Here is a 17,951-nt window from a genome sequence, read left to right as displayed (position 1 = left end):
CGCCCCCTTCCCGGCCGTGCTTGCGCACGCCGTTGCCGCGGGCACGTCGCAACCGCCCCCGACGTGCACCGCATCATCCACGCTGTTTCTCCTCGAAATACGGCTGGCGTGCCGCCACGAGGCGTAGTTCGTCGAGCAGCGCCGCGGCCGCGCGCAGCAGGTCGTCGAGCGACACGATGCCGACCAGCTCACCGCCGTCGCCCACCACCGGCAATCGGCGCACGCCATGCTGGCGCATCCGCTTCGCGAGCAGCCAGAGATCGTCGTCGACGTCCGCGACGGCGACCGGGGCCGACATGATGTCGCCGACGAACAATGAACCGGCCGGTGCGTCGGGGCCAACGACGGCGAGCACGATATCCCGGTCGGTCAGCATGCCGACCGGCTCGCATCGTCCTTCTCTTTCACGTACGACGACCAGATCGCCGGCGTGCGTATCGCGCATCATCGCGGCCGCCTCGACGACGGTCGTCTGCACGGAACACATGGCGACATCGCGGGTGCAAAGCATCGCGGCATTCATGTTCCCTCCCCTGCCCGGGCGACGCGGGCCGTCGGTCGACTCGTGATCGACCCGCGCGAACATCGATCTTCGCTCTTGCGGCACGAGCGGTGTTGACGCAGGTCATCAAGCGCACGCATGCACCTGAAACAACCGGCGATTCGGCTGACGCAATGCCATTCCACGCCTCGGGTTCGCGTGCCCGTTACGCCACGCTGAAGCAATCCTCGCACACGTCGAACGACTCTGATGTGTTCGCGCCGCCCGCCCGTCAGCTTGCCTGCGCAACCAGTTCGGCATGAATCCGCTCGACGTCGTCGCGCGTGCACAGTGCCGTCCCCGGATGCTCGACCGAAGCGGCCGATGCCGCCAGCGCGTAGCGGCACGCGTCGTCGAACGGCACGCCGCGCGCCAGCGCCCACACCATGCCGCCGACGAAACTGTCGCCGGCGCCGACCGTGCTGCATACCGCCGCCGGCCTGCCGGGCAGGCGCAGCGTGCGATCGCGCGTGACGACCCATGCGCCGCGCGCGCCGAGCGTCAACGCGACGATGTCGGCCTGGCCGCGCGCCACGAGTTCGTTCGCTTTCCGACATGCCGACGAGTCGTCGAGCGGTTCGCCGGCCAGCGCGCTCAGTTCGCCGATACTGGGCTTGACGAGATGCACGCCGGCCTCGAGGGCCGCCTGCAGCGCCCGGCCCGCCGCGTCGACCACCACGCGGCTGCCCCTTGCTTTCGCCGTCCGCGCCAACGTCGCATAGAGATCGTCGGGAGCGCCGGGCGGCAGGCTGCCGCTCAGGACGAGATAGCGGGGCACCGGTTGCATCGCGTCGATGCGCGCCGCGCAGTCGCGCCACTCGGCCTGCGTGAGCGTCGGCCCCGGCATCAGGAAGCGGTATTCGCGCCCGGTCGCGGTCTCGGTCACGCACACATTCTCGCGGGTCTCGCCGGCGATCCGGATGCGCTCGCTCGGCAGATGCTCGGCTTCGAGCAGCCGTGTCAGGACGTCGCCGGTCGGCCCGCCGGCGAGGTACAGCGCGACGCAATCGCCGCCGAGCCGGTGAACGGTCCGGGCGACGTTGATTCCGCCGCCGCCGGGGTCGCGCCGCGGCCGCGCGCAGCGCAGCTTGTGCGACTCGACGATGTGCTCGACCGACGTAGCAACATCGACGGCGGGATTCAATGTGACGGTAACGATGTCGGTCATGGTGAGTGGCTCTCGGTCGATGGCTGGGGCGCCCCGCCGGCTTCTCGCGACGGACGCCGGCGCGGCGACGCCCGGCAACCGATGCATGCCGGCCGTGGCTCCACATTACGTTCGATGCCGGCCACCGCGTTGACCGCCGTCAAGCCACGCCGCGAAGGCGCCCGCTTGCGCTCGATCAACGACGCGTCCGGGCGGACTCCTACAGTGAGTCATTCATCGTTGCCGAGCCCCGCCATGGACGAGCAGCCGCTTTGCACCACCGTGTTCACCGAACGCTATGCGCGGCCCGGCGAAACGTCTCGCGAGGCCCTCTTCCATCGCGTCGCGCATGCGCTGTCGCTCGCCGAGCCGGCCGAACTGCGTACGCAGGCGGCGCGCGCGTTCTTCCGGAACCTGCAGCGCGGCGCCATCGGCGCGGGCCGCATCCTCGCGAACGCCGGCGCGGATACCGGCGGGACGATGATCAACTGCTTCGTCCATCCGCTCTCGATGCCGCCGGGCGCGCCATGGGCCGCCATCGACGCAGCACTCGCGCATGCGCTCGACGACGCACGGCTCACACTGTTGATGGGCGGCGGAATCGGCTACGACTTCTCGCCGGTGCCGCCTGCCGGCGCATATGAACGGCGCGTGTCGTCCGAACGAGGCGCATGCGTCGCGATCGACCGTTTCGACGCGATGTGCCGGGCGCTGCCGTTCACCGGCCCGCGTCGAGGCGCGCAAATGGGGGTGTTGCGCTGCGATCATCCGGATCTCGTGGCATTCGTCGCCGCCAAGCGCGGACGGGCGCGCTGGCCGACGTTCAACCTGTCGGTCGGCGTCACCGATGCGTTCATGGAGGCAGTCCGGCAGGACCTGCCCTGGGCGCTCGTCCATCACGCGCGGCCCCTTTCCAGGGCCGGCGCACGGCCCCGGCGGCCGGACGGACGGTATCTTTACGCGACGATTCCGGCACGCACGCTCTGGCACGAGATCGTCGGCGCGGCACGCGACAGCGCCGAGCCGGGGCTGCTGTTCCTCGACACGATCCGCGACGCGAATCCGCTGCGCGAACACGAGCGGATCGACGCGACGAACCCGTGCGGCGAGCAGCCGCTGCCGCCGTACGGCAGTTGCGTGCTCGGGCCGATCGACCTGTCGCGTTTCGTCCATCACCCGTTCGGGGTCGACGGCAAGCCGCGCTTCGATTTCCCGGGGCTCGCCGACGCGGTGCGCATCCAGGTGCGCATGCTCGACAACGTGCTCGACCTGACCGCGTGGCCGCTCGCCGCGCACGCCCACGAGGCGCGGCGCACGCGCCGCATCGGAGTCGGCGTCACCGGCCTGGGCGACGCGCTGACGATGCTGCGGCTGCGCTACGACGGTGCGCAAGCGCGGGCGTTCGCACGCGGGATCGTGCTGACGATGCGCGAGCATGCGTTCGCCGCCTCGGCCGCGCTTGCCGCCGAGCGCGGCGCGTTTCCCGCATACGATTCCTCCGCCTATCTGTCCGGCCCCGCGCACCGCATGCCGCTGCCGCTGAAGGTGCACCACGCGATCGCGCGGCACGGGCTGCGCAACAGCCACCTGCTGTCGTTCGCGCCGGCCGGCAGCGTGAGTCTCGCCTTCTGCGACAACTGTTCGAACGGGATCGAGCCGGCGCTCGGCTGGACCCAGCGGCGCCTCGTGCGCACCGCGGACGGACGGGTGCGGCCGTTTCGTGTCGAGAATCACGCTTACCGGCTGTTTCGCGACCTGCATGGCGGCACCGTCAGGCTGCCGGATTATTTCGTCACGGCGGCGGACATCGCGCCGGTCGATCATGTCGCGATGCTCGCGGCGCTGCAGCCGTGCGTCGACGCCGGCATCTCCAAGACCGTGACGCTGCCGGCGCAGTGTTCCCTCGCGGATGTCGACGCTCTGTTCTTCCAGGCATGGCGTGACGGGCTCAAGGGAATCACGGTGTTTCGGCCCGATCCGCGGCTCGCGTCGGTCGTGACCGCCGATGCGACGCAGGCGCGGCGCGAGCGCCCGGTCTGCATCGGCTGTTGAACGATGCACGCAGACCAGCGGCCGACGCGCGGCGCAACGCGGCGATCGCTCGTTCAGACCGGAGCGTCCGTGGTCAACCCGGAGTAGTCGAATGTCTTCTTCATGACGTCGAGGCTGTGCGCCGGACCTGCGACCGCTCAGGCCGCGTCACGGGTCCAGTCCGCGCGCAGCATGTCCTCGCTGTCGCGACAGTTGAATGACAGGCACGACGGTCATGCGACGGTCAACCGGTCGACCACCTCGCGCACGCCCCTGACCGACGCCGCCGCGCCGCACGCGGCACGCCTTTCCGCCAGCGACGCGACCGTGCCCGTCAGCGTGACGACGCCGTCGTCCGCATCGATCGCGATCCCGGCGGATTCGCGCTGCGCGCGACGGGCCAGCGCTTCGGCAATCCGGGTGCCGACGTCGGGCACCGTTTGGTCGGCCCGCACCCGAATGCGATTCGCGACACCGACGACGCCTTTCATCCGGCTCACCATTTTTTCCGCTGCGCGGCTCTGGAACGCATGATCGACCTCGCCGTCGAGCGTCACGCAGCCGTGATCGACTTCGACGCGAATCTGGTGATCGCGCAATGCCTCCTGCCAGCCGAGCGCGAACGTGATCGCGATCGCCAGTTCGTGGTCGGCGCAGGCATCCTCCGGCGGCTCGACGTTCAGTTCGAGCACCAGTGCGCGCGCATCTGCGACATGCAGCGCGGTTTTCTGCGCTTCGAGCTTCTGGGCCCAGCTGTCGACCGTGCCGCGCAGCGTCACGATCCGGTCGCGCACGTCGACGTCGATCCGGCGCGAATCGATCGCCGGATTCCAGAACAGCGCCTGCTCGACATCCTGCTTGAGTGCTGCATCGGACTTCATGTCGGTCTCCCGTCCCGGCGCGTGCCGATCGCGGAGCGTGCGACCGGACGTGTGCCGTAGCCGATTCAGGATCGCGCATGGCGGCACCGGCGGCTTGACGAGGATCAACCAACCGCAGGCTTGCGGCGTCGGCGGCACGGTGAGTAACCGGCTGATTTGTCCGTTGATGCAGATCAACGGGCCGCCGGAGCGCGACTCGATCATGGCGACAGACGCCGCGAACATGTCGCGCCGAGATGACCGAGCCGCTTCCCGGGAGACCGTCATGAACCGAAAGCAGTACCGCATCGCACTCGCGACGCTGAGCGTGTTCATCGCGCTGGCGTCGCTGGCCGGCATCGTGCACGGCATGCTGTTCGACGAGCGGGTGTTCAGGTATTCGATCGTCACGTTGATCCTGAGCATCCTGTCGTTCGTCGTGCTGCTGAATCTCGCGCCCGGCGACCGCCCGTAAATCGAACATCGGCTGGACGATCGGCCGTATGCCTGTCAAGCGAGGCTTCACTCGAAACGCATGACGGCCGCAGTGATGCAGATCAAGGGAGCACGCGGCATTCGTCGGATATAAGTGAACCCGAAGCGGCGTCGCCATGCGGGCGGCGCCATCCCGTGTTCGTATAGCCGATGAGGGACCCCATGCGCGCCGTCGCGCTTCCGCCGCTGTTTCAGCCTGCCGCCGCGCGGCGCGTTCGTCTCGTTGCGCTGGCAGCCTGTGCGGGCCTGCTGTCCGGATGCCTGTCGTTCGCGCCGCCCGACGAACGTCCCGCCGCGCCGATCCCCGCCGCGTTCCCCGATCCTGCCGCTCGCAGCGCCGTCATTACGCAGGTGCCGCCTGCCTGGCAACACTACTTCGTCGACGCACGTTTGCGCGCGTTGATCGAGCAGGCGCTCGCCGACAATCGGGATCTGCGCGCAGCCGTTGCACGCGTCGAACAGGCTCGCGCCGTCTATGGCATTCGCAGCGCGGATCAGTGGCCGACGATCGGCGCCGGCGCGGCCTATGCGCGGTTTCGCACGCCGGGCGGCTTCCTGACCCCGGCGCCGGTCATCGGCCAGGTCTACGAGATCCAGCTGGCGGAGACGCAATGGGAGATCGATTTCTGGGGCCGCGTGCGCAACCTGAAAGCGTCGGCGCTGCAGCGCTATCTCGCGAGCGATGCCGCGCGGCAAGCGGTGACGCTGAGCGTGATCACCGGCGTGGCGGACGCCTATCTGACCCTGTGCGAACTCGATGAACGGATCGCGCTGACGCGCGCGACGATCGACACGCGGCGCGAATCGCTGCGGATTTTCCGGCTGCGTCACGCGGCCGGCGCGATCTCGCGGCTGGACCTGACGCAATCGGAGATCCTGCTGCAGCAGGCCGAATCGCTTGGCGTCCAGTTGCAGCAGGCGCGTGCATCGGCGGCCGATGCGCTGGCGTTGCTCGTCGGCGCGACGCCGGCACTGGCCGACACGCCGCTGACGCTCGACGACGGCGCGGTGATGCCGTCGCTCGCGCCCGGCCTGCCGTCGTCGCTGCTCGCCCGGCGTCCGGACGTGATCGCGGCGGAGCACGAACTGCAGGCCACGCGCTCGAACATCGGCGCGGCACGCGCGGCGTTTTTTCCGCGTATCGCGTTGACGAGCGCGATCGGTTCGGGAAGCAGCGCACTGCATGACCTGCTGTCGTCCGGAACGGGCGTGTGGTCGGTGATTCCCAATGTCACGCTGCCGCTCGTCGACGGCGGCCGCAATCGATCGAATCTCGCCCTCGCGCACGCCCAGCGCGACGAGGCCCTCGCCCAGTACGAGAAGACCATGCAGCGCGCATTTCGCGACGTGTCCGATGCACTCGCCGCACGCTATTGGCTCGCCGACCAGGTCGCGATCGAACGGGCGACGCTCGCGTCCCAGGCCGAGCGCGCGCGGCTGGCGAAACTACGCTACGACAGCGGCGCCACCCGCTTCCTGGAAGTACTCGACGCACAACGCGACCTGATGAACGCCGAGCAGCAATGGGTGATGACGCGCCGTGCGCTGTTGTCGAGCCGCGTCGCGCTGTACGGCGCGCTCGGCGGCGGGACGACCGACACCGACAGCGCCGCCGCGGCATCGAACCACCTTTCCATCGATTCGGGTTCCAGACCATGAAGACCATCAAGCGCCCTCTTCTGATCGGTGCCGGCGCGGCCGTGCTCGCGGTCGGCCTCGTTTACTACGGCTGGACCCGCTGGCGCGATGCACGGACGGACGCCGGGCTCGTCAACGGCAACGGCCGCATCGAGGCGACCGAGATCGACGTCGCGACCAAGCTGCCGGGGCGCGTTACCGCCATGCTCGTCGACGAAGGCGACTTCGTGAGCGCCGGTCAGCCGCTCGCCCGCATGGACGTGGTCGTCCTGCGGGCACAGCTCGACGAGGCGCAGGCCCGGGAACAACAGGCGGTGAACACCGCGGCGAGCATCGACGCGCAGGTGGCCCAGCGTCGCAGCGACAAGGCCGCGGCGGCCGCGCTCGTCGTGCAGCGCGAAAGCGAGCTCGACGCGGCCACGCGCCGGCTAGCGCGGTCCGAAACGCTGTCGCGGGACGGCGCGTCGTCGCTGCAGGAACTCGACGACGATCGCGCGCGCGCCGGCAGCCTGCGCGCGACCGTGAACGCCGCGCGCGCCCAGGTAGAAGCCGCGCAGGCCGGAATCGACGCCACCCGGGCCCAGCTCGTCGCCGCGCGCTCGGCCGTGACGGCCGCGCAGGCGACCGTCGCACGCGTGCAGGCCGACCTCGCGGACAGCGAGCTGACGTCGCCGCGCGACGGGCGGGTCCAGTATCGCATTGCCGAATCGGGCGAAGTCCTGCCGGCAGGCGGCAAGGTGCTCAATGTCGTCGACCTGTCCGACGTCTACATGACGTTCTTTCTGCCCGAAACGGTCGTCGGCAGAGTCCCGCTCGGCGCCGACGTGCGGATCGTGCTCGATGCGGCACCGGAATACGTGATTCCGGCACGCGTGTCGTACGTGTCGAGCACGGCGCAATTCACGCCGAAGACGGTCGAGACGGCCACCGAACGGCAGAAACTGATGTTTCGGGTCAAGGCGCGCATCGACCGCGATCTGCTGCAGCGCCACCTGAAGCTCGTCAAGACCGGCCTGCCCGGCGTCGCGTGGCTGAAGACCGATCCGAACGCAGCGTGGCCGGCACGCCTCGCGATCAAGGTGCCGCAATGAAGGCAACGTTGCCTGCCGATGCCGACGCGGGCGGGACCGAAGGCCCGCCGGCTTCCATGCAATCGGGCGCGGTCGCCCGGCTGTCGGGCGTCTCGTTGCGCTACGGCGATACCTGCGCGCTCGACGACGTGACGCTCGATATTCCGGCCGGCCGCATGATCGGGCTGATCGGACCGGACGGCGTCGGCAAGTCGAGCCTGCTCGCGCTCGTCTCCGGCGCGCGTGCGATCCAGCAGGGCCGCGTATGGACGCTCGATGGCGATCTGTCGTCGCGCGGCCATCGCGCACGCGTATGCCGGCGTATCGCCTACATGCCGCAAGGGCTGGGCCGGAACCTGTACGCGACGCTGTCGGTCGAGGAAAACCTGCAGTTCTTCGCCAGACTGTTCGGCCACGATGCGGCCGAGCGACGCCGCCGCATCGACGCGCTCACGCACAGTACCGGCCTTCATGCGTTTCTCGACCGCCCCGCCGGCAAACTGTCGGGCGGCATGAAGCAGAAACTCGGCCTGTGCTGCGCATTGATCCACGATCCCGATCTGCTGATCCTGGACGAACCGACGACCGGCGTGGATCCGCTGTCGCGCGCCCAGTTCTGGGAATTGATCGAACGTATTCGCACCGCCCGCCCCGCAATGAGCGTACTCGTCGCCACCGCGTACATGGACGAGGCCCGGCGTTTCGACTGGCTGATCGCGATGGACGCCGGCCGCGTGCTCGCGACGGGCAGCCCCGGCGACCTGCTCGCCCGCACCGGCTGCGACACGCTGGAAGCCGCGTTCATCGCGTTGCTGCCGGAAGCGCGCCGGCACGGGCACCAGCCGATCCGGATAACGCCGTTCCAGCCCGACGCGGCCGGCGGCTACGCGATCGAGGCCGACGCGCTCACGATGCGGTTCGGCGATTTCGTCGCGGTCGACCACGTGAGCCTGAAAATCCGTCGCGGCGAAATCTTCGGCTTTCTCGGCTCCAACGGCTGCGGCAAATCGACGACCATGAAGATGCTCACGGGCCTGCTCGCCGCGTCCGAAGGCACGGCGACGCTGTTCGGCCGTCCGGTCGCCGCGAACGATATCGATACGCGCAGGCGGGTCGGCTACATGTCGCAAGGGTTTTCGCTGTACGGCGAACTGACCGTCAGGCAGAACCTCGTGCTGCATGCGCGCCTGTTCGGCGTACCGGAACCGGACCTGCCCGCACGCATCGACGAAATGGTCGGACGCTTCGGGCTCGCCGAGGTACTCGATGCGCTGCCCGAACGTCTGCCGCTCGGCATGCGGCAGCGGCTGTCCCTTGCCGTGGCGATGGTGCACAAGCCCGAACTGCTGATCCTCGACGAACCGACGTCCGGCGTGGACCCGGTTGCGCGCGACGACTTCTGGCGATTGATGATCGAGCTCGCGCGCAACGATCGCGTGACGATTTTCATTTCGACGCACTTCATGAACGAGGCCGCCCGCTGCGACCGCATCTCGCTGATGCACGCGGGTCGCGTGCTGGCGAGCGCCGCGCCGGACGAACTGGTTCGCCTGCGCGGCGCCGCCACGCTCGAGGACGCGTTCATCGGCTACCTGACCGACGCGCAACGCGTGGACGGCGCACCCGCGGACACGTCACCGGGCGCCGGCTGGCTGGCCGTATCGCCCGCCGCTAGCGATACCGCCCACGGCGCCGCCTGGTTCAGTCCGGCGCGCGCCGGCAGCTACCTGTGGCGCGAAGTGCTGGAACTGCGACGCGACCCGCTGCGCGCGACGCTGGCGCTGTTCGGTTCGCTCGTACTGATGTGCGTGATCAGCATCGGCATCAGTCTCGACGTGGACAACCTGACGTTCGCCGTGCTCGATCGCGATCAATCGATGCTGAGCCAGGACTACGCGCAGAATCTCGCGGGCTCCCGCTACTTCGTGCCGCGCGCGCGGCTCGTGGATGACCGCGACATCGATCGCCGCATGCGCAACGGCCAGCTGTCGCTCGCGATCGAGATCCCGCCCGGTTTCGCACGCGACGTCGCCCGCGGCCGGCACGTGGAGATCGGCGCGTGGGTCGACGGCGCGATGCCGATGCGCGCGGAAACGATCCGCGGCTATGTGGCCGGCATGCACGAGAACTGGCTGCGCGATCAGGCGAAGCGCCGGCTCGGCGTGTCGCTCGTCCCGGCCGTCGATGTCGCGATCCGCTATCGGTACAACCCGGACGTCAAGAGCCTGCCCGCGATGATCCCCGCGATCATGCCGATGCTGCTTCTGATGCTGCCCGCGATGCTAACGGCGCTCGCCGTCGTCCGGGAACGGGAGCTCGGATCGATCGTCAACCTGTACGTGACGCCCGTGACCCGCGCCGAATTCCTGCTCGGCAAGCAGGCGCCGTACGTGATGCTGGCCATGCTGAATTTCCTGCTGATGGTCGTGCTGGCCGACGTCGTGTTCGGCGTGCGGATCAAGGGAAGCTTCGCGACGCTGGCGGCCGCGGTGCTGATCTTCAATGTCGTCGCCACCGGCATCGGGTTGTTTGCGTCGACGTTTACGCGCAGCCAGATCGCCGCGATCTTCATGACGATCGTCGGCACGCTGATCCCCGTCGTGCAGTTCTCGGGCCTGCTCACGCCGCTGTCGTCGCTGGAAGGCAGCGGCAAGTGGATCGGTACGATCTATCCGGCCACCTACATGCTTGCGATCAGCCGCGGCGTATACAACAAGGCGCTCGGACTCGCCGACCTGTCGTCCCAGTTCTGGCCGCTGCTCGCGGCCGTGCCGGTGATCATGGTGACGACCGGCATCCTGCTGCGCAAACAGGAGCGCTGATCGTGTCGCGCCTGCTCTCCATCTACCGGCTCGGGATCAAGGAACTCTGGAGCCTCGCCCGCGACCCGATCCTGCTCGCGCTGATCATCTATACGTTCAGCGCGTCGATCTACGTCGCCGCGACCGCACGCCCCGAAACGCTGCACAAGGTGCCGATCGCGCTCGTCGACGAAGACGCGTCGCCGCTGTCGGCGCGGATCGCGGCGGCGTTCTTTCCGCCGCAGTTCGCGCCGCCCCCGATCGTCGACGCCGGCGCGGCCGATCGCGGCCTCGACAACGGCGACTACACGTTCTCGCTCGACATTCCGCCGGACTTCCAGCGCGACGTGCTGGCCGGCCGTCACGCGACGATCCAGCTCAACGTCGATGCGACCCGCATGACGCAAGCCTTCACCGGCAGCACCTACATCCAGCAGATCGTGTCGGGCGAGATCGATACGTTCGTGCGGCGCTACCGCGGCACGCCATTGCCGCCCGTCGATCTCGCGATGCGGATGCGCTTCAACCCGAATCTCGACGAGGTCTGGTTCGGCGCGCTGATGGAACTGATCAACAACGTGACGATGCTGTCGATGATCCTCACCGGCGCCGCGCTGATTCGCGAGCGCGAACACGGCACGATCGAGCATCTGCTCGTGATGCCGGTGACCGCGGCGGAGATCATGCTCGCGAAAGTCTGGTCGATGGGGCTCGTCGTCACGGTGGCTGCCGTCGCGTCGCTGACGTGCGTCGTGGGCGGCGCCCTGCACGTGCCGATTCCCGGCTCCATCCCGCTGTTCGTGGCCGGGATGGCGTTGCACCTGTTCGCGACGACGTCGATGGGGATCTTTCTCGCGACGCTCGTGCGCAGCATGCCGCAGTTCGGCATGTTGCTCGTGCTCGTGCTGCTGCCGCTGCAACTGCTGTCGGGCGGATTGACGCCGCGCGAAAGCATGCCGGTGGCCGTGCGGGACATCATGCTGGCCGCGCCGACGACCCATTTCGTCGAGCTCGCGCAACGCATCCTGTACCGGGGCGCCGGCTTCGCTGCGGTGTGGCCGCAGTTCGCGGCGCTGTTCGCGATCGGCGGCGTGCTGTTCCTGCTGTCGCTGATGCGGTTCCGCAAGACCATTGGTCAGATGACTTGATCGTTCCACGGCCTCATCGCCCCATCGCACGCGAGGCCGGGATTCGCCTGTTGATACAGATCAACCGCGCCGGAAGCCGGTACGCGATCATGATGCCCTACCTTGCGAAATCGCAAACTGCCGCTGCGCGCCAACGCGGACGAACGCCAGCCGCTCCCCGGGAGACCGTCATGATTCGCCATTCGTACCGGACCGCGCTCGCCACGCTGGGCGTGTTCATCGCACTCGCATCGCTACTGGGCGTCGTGCACGCGATGCTGGTCGACGCGCACGTGCTGCCTTACGCGATCGTCACGCTGGTGTCGGGCGGCGTCGCATTCGTCGCGCAGCTCGATCCCGCACCGGGCGAGCGCTAGCGAGACATCCGGACGCGTCGCATTCGACATCCTGCTCGAGGCGGGAATCGCTGATTTCCGTCAATCGCCGCGCGCCGCTTCGCGATGTAATCGACGCACTGAACCCGTCAATTTTCAGGAAGGCGAACGATGAAACTGACTTTTCTCGGTGCGACCGAAACCGTGACCGGCTCGAAGTATCTGGTCGAGCACGGCGGCCGGCGCGTGCTGGTCGATTGCGGCCTGTTCCAGGGCACGAAAAACCTGCGATTGCGCAACTGGAGCCCGCTGCCGCTCGCGCCCGACACGCTCGACGCGGTCGTGCTCACGCATGCGCATATCGACCACACCGGCTATCTGCCAGTGCTGGCGCGCGAAGGCTATCGCGGGCCGGTGTACTGCACGGCGGCCACGGCCGAACTCTGCGACATCATGTTGCGCGACAGCGCGCGGCTGCAGGAGGAAGAAGCCGACTTCGCGAACCGGCACGGCTACTCGAAGCATCATCCGGCGCAGCCGCTCTATACGCTCGACGATGCGCAGCGGGCGCTGCGGCTGCTGAAGCCCGTCGCCTTCGACGAATGCACGGCGCTCGGCGACGGCCTGGCGTTCCGCCTGCTGCCGGCCGGGCACATCCTCGGCGCGGCGAGCGTCGTGATGCACTGGGATCACAAGGTGCTCGCGTTCTCGGGCGACCTCGGCCGCTATCACGACCCGATCATGCAGCCGCCGCGACCGCCGGCGCATGCCGACTATCTCGTCGTCGAATCGACCTACGGCGACCGGCTGCATCCGGAATCCGATCCCGAGAACGCGCTCGCCACGCTGTTCGACACGACCTTCGCGCGCGGCGGGGTCGTCGTGATGCCCTGCTTCACCGTCGGCCGCGCGCAGGAGATCCTGCACTACATCGCGCGGCTGAAGGCGTCCGGCCGCATGGCGCGCGTCCCCGTGTTCGTCGACAGCCCGATGGCGACCGACGTGACCGAAATCTATCGCCACCACATCCTCGAACACCGGCTGACGCTTTCGGAAGCGAACGCGCTCGGCCACGCGGCGACGATGATCCGGACGGTCGAGCAGTCGAAGGCGATTGCGGAACACCACGGGCCGATGGTCATCATCGCCGGCAGCGGCATGGCCACGGGCGGGCGCGTGCTCCATCACCTGAGCCGCTACGCGCCCGACGCGCGCAACACGATCGCGCTGGTCGGCTATCAGGCGGCCGGTACACGCGGCGCGGCGCTGGCCGCGCACGAACCGACCGTCAAGATTCACGGCGAATACGTGCGTGTGCGCGCGCAGGTCGAGTCGATCGCCGCGCTGTCCGCGCATGCCGACTACGAGGAGATTCTCCGGTGGCTCGGTACGATGCAGCCCGCGCCCGTACGGACCTTCATCACGCATGGCGAACCTGCATCGGCGGACGCACTGCGGCGGCGTATTTCGGAGCGATTGCATTGGCCGTGCGAAGTCCCGACCTACGCGCAGACCGTCGATCTCGATGCAGTCGAATCGGGCGATGCGCGCGAGCCGGCCGCCGTTTCGTCCTGACTCCGGCGCCGGCGAAACACCGGTCGGGCGCGGCGGGAACCGAACGACGTTGCGTACCGGTCCCCGTCACGCGCCACCGGCCCGTCAGCCGACTTCGATGATCACCTTCAGCGCATGGGTTTGCGCCGCGCGACCGAACGTGTCGTACGCACGCTCGACGTCGTCGAGCGAAAACCGGTGCGTGATCAGGCGTGTCGGATCGAGACGCCCGGCGCGCACGGTCTTCAGCAGCATCGGCGTGCTGACCGTGTCGACGAGCCGCGTCGTGATCGAGATGTTGCGATCCCACAGCTTCTCGAGGTGCAGGTCGGCCTTCACGCCATGCACGCCGACGTTCGCGACGACACCGCCCGGCGCCACGAGCGCCGTGCACATCTCGAACGTCGCGGGAATGCCGACCGCCTCGATCGCGCAATCGACGCCGATGCCGTCGGTCAGCTTCATGACCTCCGCCACCGGATCGCCGGCGCGGCCGTCGATGCAATCCGTCGCGCCGAAGTGCCGCGCGATCTCGAGCCGGTTGCTGTCCGGGTCGATCATGATGACCTGCGCAGGCGAGTAGAACTGCGCGGTCAGCAACGCGGCCAACCCGATCGGCCCCGCGCCGACGATCGCGACCGAGCACCCGGGCTGCACCTTGCCGTTCAACACTCCGCATTCGAACCCGGTCGGCAGGATATCGGACAGCATCACGAGCGCGTCCTCGTCGGCGCCGGCCGGAATCCGGTACAGGCTGGTCGCCGCATGCGGGATACGCACGTACTCGGCCTGCGTACCGTCGATCCGGTTGCCGAGAATCCAGCCGCCGGTCGTGCAATGCGAATACAGGCCGCGGCGGCAGTATTCGCAGCGGCCGCACGACGAGATGCACGAAATGAGCACGCGATCGCCCGGCTTCAGCGAATCGACCGCGGCGCCGACCTGTTCGACGATGCCGACGCCCTCGTGGCCGAGAATGCGGCCGGGCTCGCACGTCGGTACGTCGCCTTTGAGGATATGCAGATCGGTGCCGCAGATCGTCGTGCGCGTCACGCGGACGATCGCGTCGGTGGGCGACTGCAGTTCCGGCTTGGGCCGTTCCTCGAGCGCCTTGCGCCCCGGCCCGTGGTAGACGAGTGCTTTCATCGCTGTTTCTCCGTTCATGTTTCCAGTACATAGGCGCCGGGCGCCGCCGCGAAGCCGTCGGGCGGCGTACGGGCCGGCACGTCGCCCGACGAGCGCGCGTGCAACCAGTCGCGCCAGCATGTCCACCACGATCCGTCGACCGCCGGCGTATCGCGCACGAAGTCGTGCGGGCTGCGGTAAGCCACGCCGGGGTCGCGCGTCCCGCACCGATAGTGGCGCCCCGGATGGCCCGGTTCGGACACGATGCCCGCGTTGTGCCCGCCCGACGTCAGCACGAACGTCAGCGCATGGTGCGTGAGCAGATGGAGCTTGTAGACGGACCGCCACGGCGACACGTGATCGCGCTCGGTGCCGACCACGAACGTCGGCACGTCGATATCCGACAACGCGACCGGCCGCCCGTCGACGCAATACCGGCCGGCCGCGAGATCGTTGTCGAGAAAGAGCCGCGTCAGGTATTCCGAATGCATGCGATACGGCATGCGCGTGGTATCCGCATTCCACGACATCAGGTCGTTGGGTTTCGTGCGCGTGCCGAGCAGGTATTCGCTCATCATCCGCGACCAGATCAGATCGCGCGCGTTCAGCAGTTCGAACGCGGCGGACATCTGCGCGCCGTCCAGGTAGCCCTGCCGCCACATCAGCGCGTCGAGCGCGGACAGCTCGCTCGCGTCGATGAACAGGCCGAGCTCGCCGGGTTCGCTGAAATCGGTCTGGGCCGCGAGCAACGTGATCGAGCGCAGCGCTTCGTACTGCTGGCCGTCGCGCGCCAGCGCCGCCGCGGCGATCGTCAGCAGCGTGCCGCCCAGACAATAGCCGACCGCGTGGACCGCTTCGCCGCCGATCGAACGGGCGGCGTCGAGCGCCGCGATGCAGCCGTCCCGCAGATAGTCGTCGAGCCCGAGGTCGCGCGACTCCGCACCCGGGTTGCGCCACGACACGGCGAACACCGTATAGCCCGCGTCGACCAGGAAACGGATCAGCGAATTGTGCGGCTGCAGATCGAGGATGTAGTACTTCATGATCCACGACGGCACGATCAGGATCGGCTCGTGCGCCACGCGGGCCGTCGTCGGCGCGTATTGCAGCAGCTCGCACAGCGCGTTGCGCCAGACGACGCGACCCGGCGTGATCGCCACGTCGCGACCGGGCAGATAGGCGCGCGCATCGTGTGCCTGCGTGCCGCTCGCGCGCTCGACGAACGCGTTCGCGTCGTCCCGCCAGTGCCGGAAACCTGCCGCGAGGTTCGCGCCGCCACTGCGCATCGTCGCGTCGAGCACGACCGGATTGGTCGCCAGGAAATTGCCCGGCGAACAGGCGTCGAGCCACTGGCGTGCGGCGAACCCGACCAGTTCCTCATGATGGCGTTCGACACCCGGCACGCCGCGTGTCGCGTCGCGCCACCAACGCTGGATCGCCAGGAAACCGTCGCGATACACACAAAACGGCCAGCCGCCCCACGCGGGCGCGGCGAAGCGCGGATCGGCGTCGCCAGCGTGTACGGCCAGGCCGCCCGACTCCGCATCGTCGGCCTCGCCGTCGCGTCCGCTTGCCGCCGGCGCCACGGCGCCCAGCCACGCCTGTGCGGCGAGCTCGAAGCCTTTACCCGGCGCCACCGCCAGATGCGCGCTCCAGTCGAGCATGGCCAGCGCCAGCGATACCGGCGACAGCCCGAACGTCAGCGCGGCCACATTCGCGTGCGCGGCACGGTTCCACTGTTCGGCCGCGCTCATCCGGGCAGGCGCGCATCGCGTCGCCGCCGGCGCGTGCCCATCGTCGGCCGGCGTGGGCAGCGATGCCGGCGCGCGACGCGCGCGCAGCACGGACGCGTTCATCGCAGGTACATTCCGCCGTTGACGTCGAATTCCGCGCCGGTTGCGAACGCACCGGCATCGGAGCACAAGAGCGCGACGAACGCGGCGATTTCGTCGGGGTCGCCCAACCGCCCGGCCGGGATCTGCGGCAGGATCTTCGTGTCGAGCACCTCCTTCGGCACCGACTCGAGCATCGCGGTCGCCAGATAGCCGGGCGACACCGTGTTGACCGTCACGCCATGCCGCGCGAGTTCGAGCGCCAGCGTTTTCGTGAAGCCGTGGATGCCGGCCTTCGCGGCCGCGTAGTTGGCTTGCCCGTACGCGCCTCTCGACCCGTTAACTGAGCCGATGTTCACGATCCGCCCGAAACCGGCGTCGATCATGCCCGGCACGAACGGCTTCGTCATGTTGAACATGCTGTCGAGATTGGTGCGCAGCACCGCGTCCCACATGCTCTTCGTCATCTTCACGAAGGTGGCGTCGTGCGTGATGCCGGCGTTGTTGACGAGCACGTCGACGCGCCCGAATTCGGCCAGCACGCATGCCGCGCAGTGCTGGCACGAATCGTAGTCGGCCACGTCCACTTCGAACGCATGAAACGTGCGGCCCGCGTCGCGTTCGTGCGCGAGCCACGTCGCGACGTGGTCGTTGCGCTCCGTGTACGACACGGCCACCGTCATGCCGGCGTCGTGCAGGCGACGGCTGATCGCGGCACCGAGGCCGCCCATCCCGCCCGTGACGAACGCGACGCGGTCAGCGCACATGATCGCTCTCCCGTGCGTCTGCGATGCCGTTCAGGCGGCGTGCGGCGAGCGCCCCGTTCGTCGCGCCGCCCGCCTCCTCGATCCCGCGCTCCAGCGCGGCCATCCAGTCGGCCCACGGCATGCTGGCTTCGTTGACCACCGCGAGTCGCTCGAGGTCAGGCAACCAGTCGGTCTGATAACGCGACAGCGCGCCCGAGCCGTATTCGCGCAACCAGGTACGCCACGCACTGGCGCGCTCGAATTGCGCACGCATGCACAGCTCGGCGGCGTCCTGCCAGATCTCGACGCTCGCGATCGCGTAGTCGCTCGTCACCTGCCGGCCAGCCTCGGCGAAGGCCGTCCACTCGTTCGTTTCCGCCAGCGCCTGCTGCAGGCGCCGCACCGCGGTGCGGTCGCGCTCGATGCGCCGCCCTGCCAGCGCATGCCATTCGTATTGCCAGTCGCGGTTCAGCGCGACCATGCGCAACGCGAGATCGCAGCCCGCGCGCCAAGCGTCGTTCGATGTCGTCAAAGCATCGCTACTCATCGGCGTCCCCTTTCGATCGTATCCATGGGTTGGCATCCGCGTCGTGCCGCCTGCCCGGCCTCGGCGTCGCGACCGCTTCACTGTGCGGGTATCGCGCACGGC

At 68.6% G+C, this 17,951-nt stretch carries 15 protein-coding genes; 8 read left to right on the top strand and 7 right to left on the bottom strand.

All coding sequences use genetic code 11. The annotated features are described in order from the left end of the window. Positions 1-73: 73 nt before the first annotated feature. On the bottom strand, positions 74-523 hold the full coding sequence (locus A9Z05_RS22535; RefSeq protein ID WP_069620018.1) for a CBS domain-containing protein: 450 nt from the start codon (positions 521-523) through the stop codon (positions 74-76). A gap of 250 nt (positions 524-773) precedes the next feature. Next, entirely contained in the window at positions 774-1,709 is a 936-nt protein-coding gene (locus tag A9Z05_RS22530; RefSeq protein WP_069620017.1) for a 1-phosphofructokinase family hexose kinase, read from the bottom strand. A gap of 234 nt (positions 1,710-1,943) precedes the next feature. On the opposite strand from A9Z05_RS22530, the gene A9Z05_RS22525 reads away from it, so the two are divergent. Then, entirely contained in the window at positions 1,944-3,740 is a 1,797-nt protein-coding gene (locus A9Z05_RS22525) for an adenosylcobalamin-dependent ribonucleoside-diphosphate reductase (protein ID WP_069620016.1), read from the top strand. 212 nt (positions 3,741-3,952) lie between these two features. Here A9Z05_RS22525 and A9Z05_RS22520 read toward each other — a convergent pair whose 3' ends face one another. Next, entirely contained in the window at positions 3,953-4,600 is a 648-nt protein-coding gene (locus A9Z05_RS22520) for a BON domain-containing protein (protein ID WP_069620123.1), read from the bottom strand. A gap of 265 nt (positions 4,601-4,865) precedes the next feature. On the opposite strand from A9Z05_RS22520, the gene A9Z05_RS22515 reads away from it, so the two are divergent. The 7 genes from A9Z05_RS22515 to A9Z05_RS22485 all read left to right on the top strand — a co-directional run bounded on the left by A9Z05_RS22515 (position 4,866) and on the right by A9Z05_RS22485 (position 13,620). Further along, entirely contained in the window at positions 4,866-5,054 is a 189-nt protein-coding gene (locus A9Z05_RS22515; protein WP_006488308.1) for a DUF2964 family protein, read from the top strand. Between the two features lie 182 nt (positions 5,055-5,236). Beyond that, on the top strand, positions 5,237-6,733 hold the full coding sequence (locus A9Z05_RS22510) for an efflux transporter outer membrane subunit (RefSeq protein ID WP_069620015.1): 1,497 nt from the start codon (positions 5,237-5,239) through the stop codon (positions 6,731-6,733). Beyond that, positions 6,730-7,803, top strand: coding sequence for an HlyD family secretion protein (locus tag A9Z05_RS22505; RefSeq protein ID WP_069620014.1), 1,074 nt, complete (start codon positions 6,730-6,732; stop codon positions 7,801-7,803). The genes A9Z05_RS22510 and A9Z05_RS22505 overlap by 4 nt, the downstream gene beginning before the upstream one ends. Continuing rightward, positions 7,800-10,604: a ribosome-associated ATPase/putative transporter RbbA gene (gene rbbA, locus A9Z05_RS22500; protein WP_069620122.1), complete on the top strand. Its 2,805-nt coding sequence runs from the start codon at positions 7,800-7,802 to the stop codon at positions 10,602-10,604. Before A9Z05_RS22505 ends, rbbA begins: the two co-directional genes overlap by 4 nt. A gap of 2 nt (positions 10,605-10,606) precedes the next feature. After that, entirely contained in the window at positions 10,607-11,731 is a 1,125-nt protein-coding gene (locus tag A9Z05_RS22495; protein ID WP_069620013.1) for an ABC transporter permease, read from the top strand. Between the two features lie 170 nt (positions 11,732-11,901). Then, entirely contained in the window at positions 11,902-12,087 is a 186-nt protein-coding gene (locus tag A9Z05_RS22490; RefSeq protein WP_069620012.1) for a DUF2964 family protein, read from the top strand. Positions 12,088-12,216: 129 nt separating this feature from the next. Further along, complete coding sequence (locus A9Z05_RS22485; protein WP_069620011.1) at positions 12,217-13,620, top strand: MBL fold metallo-hydrolase RNA specificity domain-containing protein; 1,404 nt, start codon at positions 12,217-12,219, stop codon at positions 13,618-13,620. 84 nt (positions 13,621-13,704) lie between these two features. Here A9Z05_RS22485 and A9Z05_RS22480 read toward each other — a convergent pair whose 3' ends face one another. From A9Z05_RS22480 to A9Z05_RS22465, 4 genes are read right to left on the bottom strand one after another with little or no spacing between them, the layout of a single operon-like run. Then, positions 13,705-14,745 (bottom strand): zinc-dependent alcohol dehydrogenase family protein, encoded by a 1,041-nt coding sequence (locus tag A9Z05_RS22480; protein ID WP_069620010.1) that lies wholly within the window; start codon positions 14,743-14,745, stop codon positions 13,705-13,707. 14 nt (positions 14,746-14,759) lie between these two features. Next, positions 14,760-16,580 carry an alpha/beta hydrolase gene (locus A9Z05_RS22475; protein ID WP_069620009.1) on the bottom strand — a complete coding sequence of 607 codons (1,821 nt, stop codon included), beginning with the start codon at positions 16,578-16,580 and terminating at the stop codon, positions 14,760-14,762. Beyond that, complete coding sequence (locus A9Z05_RS22470; protein WP_069620008.1) at positions 16,577-17,323, bottom strand: beta-ketoacyl-ACP reductase; 747 nt, start codon at positions 17,321-17,323, stop codon at positions 16,577-16,579. The genes A9Z05_RS22475 and A9Z05_RS22470 overlap by 4 nt, the downstream gene beginning before the upstream one ends. Then, positions 17,313-17,849 carry a hypothetical protein gene (locus A9Z05_RS22465; RefSeq protein WP_069620007.1) on the bottom strand — a complete coding sequence of 179 codons (537 nt, stop codon included), beginning with the start codon at positions 17,847-17,849 and terminating at the stop codon, positions 17,313-17,315. The genes A9Z05_RS22470 and A9Z05_RS22465 overlap by 11 nt, the downstream gene beginning before the upstream one ends. Positions 17,850-17,951: the final 102 nt, after the last annotated feature.

It is taken from the genome of Burkholderia sp. A2 (assembly GCF_001729305.1).
In the GTDB taxonomy this organism is placed as follows: Bacteria; Pseudomonadota; Gammaproteobacteria; order Burkholderiales; family Burkholderiaceae; genus Burkholderia; species Burkholderia sola.
Note: the sequence above shows the minus strand (reverse complement) of the source record. Positions and strands in the feature narration are given on the sequence as shown.